The 11,881-nt window shown below is 70.5% G+C and carries 10 protein-coding genes; 4 read left to right on the forward strand and 6 right to left on the reverse strand.

Annotation, left to right across the window (positions count from 1 at the left end; all coding sequences use genetic code 11):
- Nucleotides 1–22 precede the first annotated feature (22 nt).
- The 3 genes from CNQ36_RS02105 to CNQ36_RS02115 are packed head-to-tail and all read right to left on the reverse strand — an operon-like array spanning nt 23 to nt 3,080.
- Nucleotides 23–850, reverse strand: a complete 828-nt coding sequence (locus CNQ36_RS02105) for a carbohydrate ABC transporter permease (RefSeq protein WP_040908908.1) — start codon at nt 848–850, stop codon at nt 23–25.
- A gap of 5 nt (nt 851–855) precedes the next feature.
- Nucleotides 856–1,809, reverse strand: a complete 954-nt coding sequence (locus CNQ36_RS02110) for a carbohydrate ABC transporter permease (protein ID WP_121544694.1) — start codon at nt 1,807–1,809, stop codon at nt 856–858.
- 11 nt (nt 1,810–1,820) lie between these two features.
- Nucleotides 1,821–3,080 (reverse strand): ABC transporter substrate-binding protein, encoded by a 1,260-nt coding sequence (locus CNQ36_RS02115; RefSeq protein ID WP_121544695.1) that lies wholly within the window; start codon nt 3,078–3,080, stop codon nt 1,821–1,823.
- A gap of 294 nt (nt 3,081–3,374) precedes the next feature.
- Here CNQ36_RS02115 and yicI point away from each other — a divergent pair, with 294 nt between their 5' ends.
- Nucleotides 3,375–5,645 carry an alpha-xylosidase gene (gene yicI / locus CNQ36_RS02120; protein WP_121544696.1) on the forward strand — a complete coding sequence of 757 codons (2,271 nt, stop codon included), beginning with the start codon at nt 3,375–3,377 and terminating at the stop codon, nt 5,643–5,645.
- Nucleotides 5,646–5,651: 6 nt separating this feature from the next.
- On the opposite strand, the gene ppk2 is transcribed toward yicI, so the two are convergent.
- A complete protein-coding gene (ppk2, locus tag CNQ36_RS02125; protein ID WP_004935930.1) occupies nt 5,652–6,650 on the reverse strand; it encodes a polyphosphate kinase 2 in 999 nt (332 codons plus the stop codon).
- A 173-nt stretch (nt 6,651–6,823) separates the two neighbouring features.
- Here ppk2 and CNQ36_RS02130 point away from each other — a divergent pair, with 173 nt between their 5' ends.
- On the forward strand, nt 6,824–7,618 hold the full coding sequence (locus CNQ36_RS02130) for an SDR family NAD(P)-dependent oxidoreductase (RefSeq protein WP_121548331.1): 795 nt from the start codon (nt 6,824–6,826) through the stop codon (nt 7,616–7,618).
- Nucleotides 7,619–7,646: 28 nt separating this feature from the next.
- Here the strand turns inward: CNQ36_RS02130 and CNQ36_RS02135 are convergent, their stop codons facing one another.
- Entirely contained in the window at nt 7,647–8,408 is a 762-nt protein-coding gene (locus tag CNQ36_RS02135; RefSeq protein ID WP_121544697.1) for a sulfite exporter TauE/SafE family protein, read from the reverse strand.
- Nucleotides 8,409–8,630: 222 nt separating this feature from the next.
- Entirely contained in the window at nt 8,631–9,623 is a 993-nt protein-coding gene (locus CNQ36_RS02140) for a LacI family DNA-binding transcriptional regulator (RefSeq protein ID WP_040908005.1), read from the reverse strand.
- 364 nt (nt 9,624–9,987) lie between these two features.
- Between CNQ36_RS02140 and CNQ36_RS02145 the strand changes: the two genes are divergently transcribed.
- Both CNQ36_RS02145 and CNQ36_RS02150 read left to right on the forward strand, forming a co-directional pair.
- Nucleotides 9,988–10,914: a carbohydrate ABC transporter permease gene (locus CNQ36_RS02145; RefSeq protein WP_121544698.1), complete on the forward strand. Its 927-nt coding sequence runs from the start codon at nt 9,988–9,990 to the stop codon at nt 10,912–10,914.
- 4 nt (nt 10,915–10,918) lie between these two features.
- On the forward strand, nt 10,919–11,866 hold the full coding sequence (locus CNQ36_RS02150; protein WP_004935916.1) for a carbohydrate ABC transporter permease: 948 nt from the start codon (nt 10,919–10,921) through the stop codon (nt 11,864–11,866).
- The last annotated feature ends 15 nt before the right edge of the window (nt 11,867–11,881 follow it).

Consider the following 11,881-nt stretch of genomic DNA (forward strand, 5'->3'; position numbering starts at 1 on the left):
TCCATCTCGAGACGTGCGGTGTTCACTTGACGGAGCCGCCGGCGATGCCGGCGGCGATGTACTTCTGGGCGAGGACGAGCAGGATCGCCGCCGGGACGGCGGAGAGCACGGACGCGGCCATGACCGAGCCCCAGTCGCCGACGTGGGCGCCGATGTACTGGTAGATGCCCAGCGTGACCGGCTTGACGTCGTCGGTGGTGTTCAGGGTGAGCGCGAACATGAAGTCGCTCCACGCGAACAGGAACGCGAACAGTCCGGAGGTGATCAGCGAGTTGCGGCTCATCGGGAGCACCACCCGCAGGAAGACCCGCACCGGCCCCGCGCCGTCGATCTCGGCGGCCTCGAGGACCTCGCCCGGGATGGACACCATGAAGGAGCGCATCAGGACGATGGAGAACGGGATGCCGAGCGAGGCGTCCGCGAGCATCAGGCCGAAGTAGGAGTTCACCAGGCCCAGGTCGACGTACGAGTTGTAGAGGGCGTTGGCGATCACGATGCCGGGCACCATCTGGGTGATCAGGGTCCCGAAGACCATGGTGCGCGAGCCGCGCAGACCGAACCGGGCCAGTCCGTACGCCGCCGGGGCCGAGACGGCCAGGCAGATGGCGACGGCGCCGAACGAGACCAGCAGCGAGGTCAGCAGGTGACCGCCCTGGTCGCTGAGGGCCTTGGAGAACCCGGACAGGTCGAGTCCGCCGGGCACCGGGTCGACCTGGAGCAGGCCGGACTCGGGCTGGAGTGCCGTGTTGAGCATCCAGTACAGCGGGAACAGCATCACGCCCAGGACGAGCACACCGGCGACGGTGGAGCCCCAGCGGCGCCGGGACGCGGTGGGAGTGTCGGCGGCCATGTCGGTCACTTCCCCTCGGTGCGGTTGGCCCGCAGGTAGAACACCGCGAACACCGCGGAGATGACGATGAGTACGTTGCCGACGACCGCGCCGGCGCCGAAGTCCAGCTCCACGAAGGAGTTCTGGTAGGTGAGCGTGCCCAGGGTCTGGGTGGCGTCGGCGGGGCCGCCGTCGGTGAGCGCGAGGATCAGGTCGAGGATCTTGACCGTCGACATGAAGCCCAGCACCAGGACGACCGTGATCACCGGCTTGAGCAGCGGCAGGGTGACGGAGCGGAAGGTCCGCCAGGCCGAGGCGCCGTCCAGGGCGGACGCCTCGTACAGCTCCTTGGGGATCTCCTGGAGGCCGCCGTAGAGGATGACCATGTTGAACGGGATGCCGATCCAGATGTTGACCAGGATCACCGACAGCAGCGCCATGTCGGGGCTGGTCAGCCACGGGGTCTGACCGCCCAGGCCCACGGTGTCGAGGAAGGTGTTCAGTACGCCGGTGTCCTGGTCCAGAATGCGGCGCCACACGATGCCGGACACCACCATGGGCACCAGCCAGGGCAGCAGGATCAGCGACCGCAGGACACCGTTCAGGGGGAACCTGCGGTTGAAGAAGACGGCGAGGGCGAGGCCGATGCAGAACTGGCCGAGCAGGGAGCCGGCGGTGAAGACGAGGGTGTGCCACAGGGCCTTGCCGAACAGGACGTCCTGGAAGACGGACGACCAGTTGTCGGCGCCGTTGAACGGGGCCTCGCCGGTGAAGAACGTCTTCGGCGTGTAGTGCTGGAAGCTCATCACGATGTTGCGGACGAGCGGGTAGCCGAAGAACAGCAGCATGAAGACGACGGCGGGGGCGACGAAGCCCCACTGGGCGAGCCGGCGGCGCAGGCGCCGGCGGGCCGGGTCCGGCGCGGCGGCCTTCCGGGCGGTCTTCGCGGACGCCGGAGCGGTGACGGTGGACGTGGTCATGGGCGCGTACCTCAGTTCCCGCTCGTGGCCCGCTGCTGGGCGCGCTTCAGGGCGGCCTCGCTGGACTGGCCGGTCAGGGCGGACTGGAAGGCGCTCTGCAGGGCGAGCGAGACACCGGACCAGCCGGCGCCGAGCTTGGCGGTGCGGGACCGGGCGGCGGCGACCTGGTCGGCCAGCGCGTCCAGTTCGGGCACCTCCGCGCGCCACTTCGCGGCGGCCTTCTCGTTGGCGGGGACCATCCAGCTGTTCAGGGCGTAGGTGAGCTGCTCCTTCTCGCCCGCCAGGCAGCCGACGATCCGGCCGGCGGTCTTCTCGCGCTCGGCGTCCCCGGTGTTGGGCACGGTGAGCACGGCGCCGCCGAGCGGTCCCACCGACTCGGCGCCGGTCTCGGGCACGGGGATCTGAGCGATCTCCCAGTGCAGCGACTTCTTGGTGTTGAGGGTCTCGACCTGCCACGGGCCGTTGATCATCATGGCCGCGTTGCCCGCCATGAACTGGTCGTTCACATCGGCCTGTGTCCAGTTGACCGTGGACTTGGACAGCGAGCCGTCCTGGAGCAGCGCCTTCCAGTAGTCGAGCGCGCCGACGACCTGGGGGCTGTCGAGGTCCGTCTCGTCGCCGCCGTTGGACCACATGAAGGGCGTGAACTGGAAGACGCCGTCCTCGGCGCCGCCGGCGCTCAGCGCCAGGCCGTACCGCTTGCCCTGGGTGAGCTTCTTCGCCGTCTCCCGCAGCTCGTCCCAGGTGGTGGGCACCTGCACGCCCGCCTCGTCGAGGACGTCCTTGTTGTAGAAGAGCGCGAGGGTGTTCACGGAGCGGGCCGCGCCGTAGTAGGTGCCCTTGTAGGAGCCGAAGCCGACGATGCCCTCGGGGACGTCCTCGGTGGTCAGTCCCAGGGTGCGCAGGTCGACGAGCCCGCCGGCGTCGGCGAAGGTCGGCATCTCGGAGGCGTCGAACTGCACGATGTCCGGCAGCGACTTCGACGAGGCCATGCGCAGCGCCTTCGTCATCACCTGCGCCGCGGGGACGCTCTGCTGCTCGATGGTGACGCCCAGCCGCTTGCCGCAGCGGGCCATCGCCTCGGCGTCCCAGCGGTGGTAGGTCTCGTCGGTCGAGGAGTTCATCACGGTGTACACGTCGCTGTCTCGCTGTTCCGCACAGCCGGTCAGCGCCGCTCCGGAGACGAGGACGGAGACGGCGGCGAACGACGTGACGGCTCTGCGCGAGCGTCCGCGCGGACGAGGTGCGGCAACCGGAGGATGTGCTGTCACGGTGGGTGCCCTTGCGTGGGGACCGGCCCAGCCTGCGCTGAGCTGGTGACTCTTTCGGGAGGCAGGTGAAGCGCTTCGACTTGTGGCGGCTCTTGCCAAGGTGTTGCCTGACGCTGCACCGGGTGTAATTTGTTTTGCCTGATTACTAATACGCCAGCGGAACCGGGTCGCGCTAGACCCCGAGCGATACGATCTGCTCGCACCAGGGCGTGACAGGCTTCGCGTCTCCTGTCATAGTTCCTGGTCAGAGCCTCCCCCTCACCTCCCCGCCGCCCTCCCCCTCCGAGGAAGATCATGAAATTCACTGACGGGTTCTGGCGCATCCGCGACGGTGTCCAGATCGCGTACGCCACCGAAGTGCGTGATGTGCGTCCGGAATCGAAGCGCTTCACCGGGTATGCCGCCGTGAAGAAAGTGACACGCAGGGGCGACACCCTCAACGCTCCGCTGATCACGGTCGAGTGCTTCTCCCCCGCCGAGGGCGTCGTCGGCGTCCGGGTCACCCACCACGCCGGCAAGTACCGGCCGGGCCCCGACTTCGCCCTCACCGGCGACGCGGACGGCGCCGGGTCGGTGCGCCGGGACGGCACCGTCACCGAGCTGACCAGCGGTCCCCTGACCGTCCGGCTGGACGGGTCGGGCCCCTTCGGTCTCGGCTTCCACGACGCGGACGGACGCGAGCTGACCCGCGCCGGCGTCAAGAGCACCGCCTTCGCCACCACCGGCGAGGGGGCCCACCACGTGCTGAGCCGGCTGTCGCTCGGCGTCGGCGAGCAGATCTACGGCCTGGGCGAGCGGTTCACGCCGTTCGTGAAGAACGGCCAGACCGTCGACGTGTGGCAGGCCGACGGCGGCACCAGCAGCGAGCAGGCGTACAAGAACGTCCCGTTCTACCTGTCCTCCCGCGGCTACGGCGTCTTCGTCAACCACCCCGGCGCCGTCTCCTTTGAGGTCGGCTCCGAGTCCGTCGGACAGGTGCAGTTCAGCGTCGAGGACCAGGCGCTGGAGTACTACGTCATCGCCGGGCCCACCCCCAAGGAGGTGCTGGGCCGCTACACGGCACTGACCGGACGCCCGGCCCTGCCGCCGGCCTGGTCCTTCGGCCTGTGGCTCAGCACCTCGTTCACCACCTCGTACGACGAGGGGACGGTGACGTCGTTCGTCGACGGCATGGCCGAACGCGGCATTCCGCTGTCGGTGTTCCACTTCGACTGCTTCTGGATGCGCGAGTACCAGTGGTGCGACTTCCAGTGGGACCCGGAGGTCTTCCCGGACCCGGAGGGCATGCTGGCCCGGCTCAAGGAGAAGGGCCTGCGGATCAGCGCCTGGATCAATCCGTACATCGCGCAGAAGTCCCCGCTCTTCGACGAGGCCGCCGCGCTCGGGCACCTGGTGCGCCGGGCGAACGGCGACGTGTGGCAGTGGGACCTGTGGCAGGCCGGCATGGGCCTGGTCGACTTCACCAGCCCCGACGCGCGCGCCTGGTTCCAGTCGAAGCTCAAGGCGCTGCTCGACCAGGGGGTGGACTCGTTCAAGACGGACTTCGGCGAGCGCATCCCCACCGATGTCGTCTGGCACGACGGCTCCGACCCCGAGCGGATGCACAACTACTACACGCACCTGTACAACCGGACCGTGTTCGAGCTCCTGGAGAAGGAGCGCGGACAGGGCGAGGCGGTGGTCTTCGCCCGGTCCGCGACCGCGGGCGGCCAGCAGTACCCGGTGCACTGGGGCGGCGACTGCTGGTCGTCCTTCGAGGCGATGGCCGAGTCGCTCCGGGGCGGTCTGTCCCTGTCGCTGAGCGGGTTCGGCTTCTGGAGCCACGACATCGGCGGCTTCGAGGGCACGCCCGGCCCCGAGGTGTTCAAGCGCTGGCTCGCCTTCGGGCTGCTGTCCTCGCACAGCCGGCTGCACGGCTCCACGTCGTACCGGGTGCCGTGGGAGTTCGGCGAGGAGGCCGTCGACGTCGCCCGGCAGTTCACCCTGCTCAAGCACCGCCTCATGCCGTATCTGTACGGCGCGGCCGCCGAGGCCCACCGCACGGGCGTGCCGGTGATGCGGCCGATGCTGCTGGAGTTCCCGCGGGACCCCGCGTGCCGCACGCTCGACCGCCAGTACATGCTCGGCGGTGATCTCCTCGTCGCCCCCGTGTTCGACGCGGACGGCGAGGTGGAGGTGTACCTCCCGGAGGGCACCTGGACCCACCTGCTGAGCGGCGAGCGGGTCACCGGCCCCGGCTGGCGCACCGAACGGCACGGCTACGACAGCCTTCCGCTCTACGTCCGCGAGGGCGCCGTGCTGCCGCTCTCCGGGGACGACTCCCGGCCGGACGCCGACTGGCTGGACGGTCCGGTCCTGCTGGTGCACCCGGCCGCCGCGCCCGACTACACGGCCGAGGTCACGGTGCCGGACGCGGCGGGACTGCCGGCCGCGACGTTCCGGGTCCGGCGGGACGGCGACGTCCTGCGGGTCACGGCGTCCGGGACCGACCGGCCGTTCACCGTCCGGGTGCCGGGCGGGGCGGAGGCCCGGGGCGCGGGCGAGGTGACGCTGCCGCTGGGGTGACCAGGGTCAGGCGCCCGGGTGACTGCCCGGGCCGTGGCCGGGACCCGCGAGCGGGGTCGGTGAGAGGACCGCTGGTTCCTCACCGGCCTCCAGCAGGGTGTCCGCCGAGCCCACGATCAACGGGTCCGGCTTGCCGAGGGCCTCGTGGTCCTTCGCGGGGTAGTCACAGCGGTCGAGGAGGCTGCGCATGGCCTCCAGACGTCCCCGGCGCTTGTCGTTGTTCTTCACGACCGTCCACGGGGCGTGGGGAGTGTCGGTCGCCCGGAACATCTCGATCTTGGCCTTGGTGTAGTCGTCCCAGCGGTCCAGCGAGGCGAGGTCCATCGGCGACAGCTTCCAGCGCCGCACCGGGTCGACCTGGCGGATGGCGAACCGGGTCCGCTGCTCGGCCCGCGAGACGGAGAACCAGAACTTCACCAGCATGATGCCGTCGTCGGTGAGCAGCCGTTCGAACATCGGCGTCTGCGCCAGGAACTGGCGGTACTCGTCCTCCGTGCAGAACCCCATGACCCGCTCGACGCCCGCGCGGTTGTACCAGGAGCGGTCGAAGAAGACGATCTCGCCGCGGGCCGGCAGGTGGGCCACATAGCGCTGGAAGTACCACTGCCCCGCCTCCCGCTCGGACGGCTTCTCCAGGGCGACGACGCGGGCGCCACGGGGGTTGAGGCGTTCCATGAACCGCTGGATGGTGCCGCCCTTGCCGGCCGCGTCGCGGCCCTCGCAGACCACCACGATCCGCTGGCCGGTGTCCTTCACCCAGCGCTGCATCTTCAGCAGCTCGATCTGCAGGATGCGCTTGGTCCTGTCGTACTCCGCCCGCTTGATCCTGCGGTCATAGGGGTGGTTCTCGCGCCAGGTCTCGATGGGGGTGCCGTCGGCGTCGAGCAGCACGGGACGCTCCGGGCGCCGGTCGTCCACCTCCAGCCCGTCCAGCAGACCGTCGCCGGTCCCGTCGCCCGTGCTCCCCGTCCGGCCGTCCGGCGCGTCCGCGTTCTCGGCGGTCACATCGCCTCCCGTCTCTCCGACTGCGCTACACCGAGCGTATGCCCACAGGACGCGTCACGATGATTCGAGAAGGGAGGGTCCGGGGAAGTGGCAGGACCGGGCGGACGGCGTGCGTGTGCGACCGGTGCACGGGCCGCGCCTTCCGCCGTCGCATCCGGTCGGAGGAGCACGACGTGCACATCGATCTCACGGGCCGCACCGCGCTGGTCACCGGCTCCACCCAGGGAATCGGCGCGGCCATCGCCGCCGGGCTCGCGCGGGCGGGCGCCCGGGTCGCCGTCAACGGACGCTCCGCCGAGCGGGTGCGGGCGCACGCGGCCGCCCTCGAGCGGGAGGTGCCGGGCGCCGACGTGGTGCCGGTGGCCGCCGACGTGACCACGGAGGCGGGCGCCGAGCAGGTCGCCGGGGCGCTGCCCCGGGTGGACGTCCTGGTCAACAATCTCGGTGTCTTCGGCTCCGCGGACCCGCTGGAGATCACCGACGACGAGTGGCGGCGCTACTTCGAGGTCAACGTCCTGGCCGCCGTGCGGCTGACCCGGCTCTTCCTGCCGGGGATGACCGGACGCGGCTGGGGCCGGATCCAGTACATCGCCAGTGACTCGGCGGTCGTCACTCCCGCCGAGATGATCCACTACGGGATGTCGAAGACGGCGCTGCTCGCCGTGAGCCGGGGGTTCGCCAAACAGGCCGCGGGCACCGGCGTCACGGTGAACTCGGTCATCGCCGGCCCCACCCGCACGGGCGGGGTGGAGGAGTTCGTCTACGAACTGGTGGACCGCGAGCTCCCCTGGGAGGAGGCGCAGCGCGCGTTCATGCGCGCGCACCGGCCGCAGTCGCTGCTGCGACGGCTGATCGAGCCCGAGGAGATCGCCAACATGGTCGTCTACCTCAGCTCCCGCCAGGCGTCCGCCACGACGGGCGGGGCGCTGCGCGTCGACGGCGGCTACGTCGACGCGATCCTGCCCTGAGACGTGTGCCCGGCGGGAGCGGAAGCGGTCAGCGGACCAGCTGGACGAGGGCGAGGGTGCCGATCGTGACGATCAGGGCGCGGAGCACGGCGGGGCTGAACCTGCGGCCGGTCTTCGCCCCGAGCTGGCCGCCGAGGGCGGAACCGGTCGCGATGAGCGCGACGGCCGTCCAGTCGAAGTCGGCGACGAAGAGGAAGAAGGCCGCGGCGACCGTGTTGACGATCGCCGCGAGCACGTTCTTGACGGCGTTGAGGCGTTGCAGCGGCTCGTCGAGGAGCAGTCCCATCAGGGAGATGTAGATGATGCCCTGGGCCGCGGCGAAGTAGCCGCCGTAGACGCTGGCCAGGGACAGGCCGGCGGAGAGCGGCCATCCGCCGTCGGGACGGGACGAGTGGCCCTTCGCGCGGCGGCTGCGCACCTTCTTGGCGATCAGCGGCTGGAACGCCACCAGGACGAGGGCGAGTCCGACGAGGGTCGGCACGATGGTCTCGAACGCCCTGGCGGGCAGGGCGAGCAGGAGCGTCGCGCCGCAGAGCCCGCCCAGCGCGGCGCCGATCGCGAACTTCCGGACGCGCCGGCCCTGACCGGCGAGTTCCCTGCGGTAGCCGATGGCGCCGGTGACGGAACCGGGGATCAGGCCGAGCGCGTTGGAGACCGTGGCGGTGACGGGGGGCAGCCCGGTGGCGAGCAGCACGGGGAAGGTGATCAGGGTTCCCGAGCCGACGACCGCGTTCATGGCGCCGGCCCCGGCGCCCGCCGCGAACACGCCGGCCATCTCCAGGGGCGTCACGCGACGGCTCCGGTCGTGTCGTCGCCGTCCGGTGACGCCGGGTGCCGGCCGCGGTCCGAGGAAACGTTCATGTGAGGACGCTAGCCTGCGCTCGGTCCGACGCTCACCGAAGGGTGCGCGCGCGACGGCACGGCACGGCACGCCGGATCCCCGGCCGGATGTGCCTGAAGAACGTCAGGGGTCGCAGACCGGCTCCCGCGCGGCAGGCACGGCGCCCTCCCGTCAGCCGGGTTCCGGGGGCGGCGCCGTGCTGGCGCGCGGCACCAGCCGGGTGGGAACCAGGGTGGTGCCCCGTTCCGGGCGGCCCTGGCGCACCTTGCTCAGCACCGCCCGGACGCAGAGCCGGCCCACCTCGGCGAAGTCCTGGTGGACGGTGGTCAGCGGGGGCAGGAAGGACGACGCCTCGGGGATGTCGTCGAAGCCGATGACGCTGACGTCCTCGGGGACGCGCCGGCCGTGCTCGTGCAGGGCGCGCAACAGCCCCAGCGCCATCTGGTCGTTGGCGGCGAAGACGGCCGTGCACTCCCGCCTCGCCGCGAGTTCGAGGCCGGCCCGGTAGCCCGAGTCCGCCGACCAGTCGCCGCGGACCAGCGGCGGCGGCACCCGGCCGGCCTCGGTGAGCGCGGCGCGCCAGGCGTCCGTACGGCGCTGGGCGGCGAAGGAGCCCTCGGGGCCGCCCAGGTGCCACACCGTGCGGTGGCCGAGGCCGAGCAGGTGCCGCACCGCGGTGCGGGTGCCCCCGCCCTGGTCGGTGTCGACGACCGTGTAGTGGTCGCCGGCGTCGGAGTCGACGACCACCACCTGGACGTGCGGGGGGAGTTGGATCATCGCCGCGTCCAGCAGGTGGACCTCCATGATGACGATGACGGCGTCGACGGCGAGTTCCTCCAGCCGGGAGAAGGCACCGCGCACCTCGTCCTGGGTCGGCACGGCGACCGGCAGCAGGGTCACGGCGTAGCCCTCGTGCGCGGCGGAGGTGGCGATCGCCTCCAGGGTGCGCACATTGCCGGTGGTGGACAGCGTGAAGGTGATGACGCCGATGGTGCGGAACTCGCCGCGTTTGAGGGCGCGGGCCGCGCTGTTGGGCCGGTAGCCGAGCTCCTTCATGGCGGCCAGGACCTGGCGGCGGGTCTCCTCGTTCACCCCGGCGTAGCCGTTGGAGACGCGGGAGACGGTCTGCGAGGAGACTCCCGCGAGCCGGGCGACGTCGGCCATCGACGCCGTGGTGCGGGCACGGGCACGGGCACGCTTCCTGACGGGGGCGCCGGCGGGTGTGCCCCGCGCCGTTCCGGCCGTCCCCGGGCCGGTGCCGGGCACCGGCGCTCTGTCAACCGTGTCCACTCGCCGTCAGCCGCCTTCCTGTCGCCGCTCGCGTCACGGTTTCCCCCTGGGACCCTTGACCCTCGTCCTCGGGGCAGTGTAAACATGCCGCCATCGGATGTTTACGTAAACATAACAGCTCACCCGAGCTTCCGCGGTGCGTGATGTTTGCGTAAACATCACGCATCGGAGGCCGGCCGCCGGCTCCGCGCCGGGGGCAGGGTCACCGGTTCCGGAATGTTGACGAACGAGGAACGACATGACGACGCTGCAACCGCCGGTGGCCGCCGGGCCGCGGCCGGCCCCTCCCCCGGTGAGACGGGACCGCCGGTCCTGGAGGGGGTGGGGCTTCATCGGACCCTTCGTGGCCGTGTTCGCCCTGGTCTTCCTGGCGCCGATCGCGTACTCGCTCTATCTGAGCCTCTTCCGCGACCAGCTCATCGGCGGGACCACCTTCGTCGGCCTCGACAACTACGAACAGGCGCTGGGGGACGACCGGTTCTGGGCGGCCCTCGGCCGGGTCTCGCTCTTCCTGTGCGTCCAGGTGCCGATCATGCTCGGCATCGCGCTGCTGGTGGCACTGGCCCTGGACAGCGGCCGGCTCTACGGCAAGAGCTTCTTCCGGATCACCATCTTCCTGCCGTACGCGGTGCCCGCCGTGGTCGCCACCCTCATGTGGGGCTTCATGTACGGCACGAAGTACGGCCTGGTCGGCGACATCAACGGGGCGTTCGGCGTCTCGCTGCCCGACCCGCTCTCCCCCGACCTGGTGCTGGCGTCCATCGGCAACATCGTCACCTGGGAGTTCGTCGGCTACAACATGCTGATCTTCTACTCGGCGCTGCGCGTCATCCCGCACTCGCTGTACGAGGCGGCGGAGATCGACGGCGCCGGACAGATACGCGTGATCACCGCGATCAAGCTGCCCGCGATCCGGGGCGCCCTGGTCATCGCGACGATCTTCTCCATCATCGGCAGCTTCCAGCTCTTCAACGAGCCGAACATCCTGCGTCCGCTCGCCCGCAACGCCCTCACCACCGACTACACGCCGAACTTCTACACGTACTCGCTGTCCTTCAACGGCCAGCAGCACAACTACTCCGCGACGGTGGCCATCATCATGGGCCTGATCACGATGGTGATCGCCTACGCCGTGCAGCTGCGCGGCATGCGCAAGGGAGCGTGACCCGATGAGCAGCCCCCTCACCACCGCCTCCCCGGCCGCGCCCGCCAGCACCTCCGGCGCCGGCCGCGGCGCGCCGCGGCTGCGCGGGACGCGTCGGCACTCCCCCGACAGGCCCAGGCGCAGCCTGCTGCTGACCGTGCTGACCTCGCTGATCGTCCTCTACACCGTCGTACCGCTGGTCTGGCTGGTCATCAACGCCACCAAGACCCAGGCGGGCCTGGCCGACTCGTCCGGGATGTGGTTCGCCGACGACTTCGCGCTGTGGGACAACATCCGCGACACGTTCACCTACCACGACGGCGTGTTCACGCGCTGGCTGCTGAACACCCTGCTGTACGTGGTGCTGGGCGCCGGCGGGGCCACCTTGCTCGCGGTCCTCGGCGGCTACGCGCTGGCGAAGTTCGACTTCCCCGGCAAGCGCGGCGTCTTCGCCACGGTCATCGGCGCGGTGGCGGTGCCCGGCACGGCCCTCGCGGTGCCCACCTTCCTGATGTTCAGCAAGATGGGCCTCACCGACACCCCGTGGGCGGTGATCATCCCCTCGCTGGTCTCGCCGTTCGGCCTGTACCTGATGTGGGTGTTCGCCACCGAGGCCATCCCCGCCGAACTCCTCGAGGCCGCCCGCATCGACGGCGCCGGCGAGGCGCGCACCTTCTTCACCGTCGCCCTCCCGCTGCTCGCCCCCGGCATCGTGACCGTGCTGCTGTTCACCACGGTCGCCACCTGGAACAACTACTTCCTGCCGCTGATCATGCTCAAGGACCCGGACTGGTACCCGCTGACGCTCGGTCTGAGCGCGTGGAACTCCCAGGCCGAGACCGTCGGCGGCGAGGTCATCTTCAACCTGGTGATCACCGGTTCGCTGGTCACCATCCTGCCGCTGATCGCCGCGTTCCTGCTGCTCCAGAAGTACTGGCAGTCGGGTCTCGCCGCGGGCAGCGTCAAGGAGTGACCGCGCGGCTCACCG

The sequence above is a fragment of the Streptomyces fungicidicus genome, from assembly GCF_003665435.1.
Lineage (GTDB): Bacteria > Actinomycetota > Actinomycetes > Streptomycetales > Streptomycetaceae > Streptomyces > Streptomyces fungicidicus.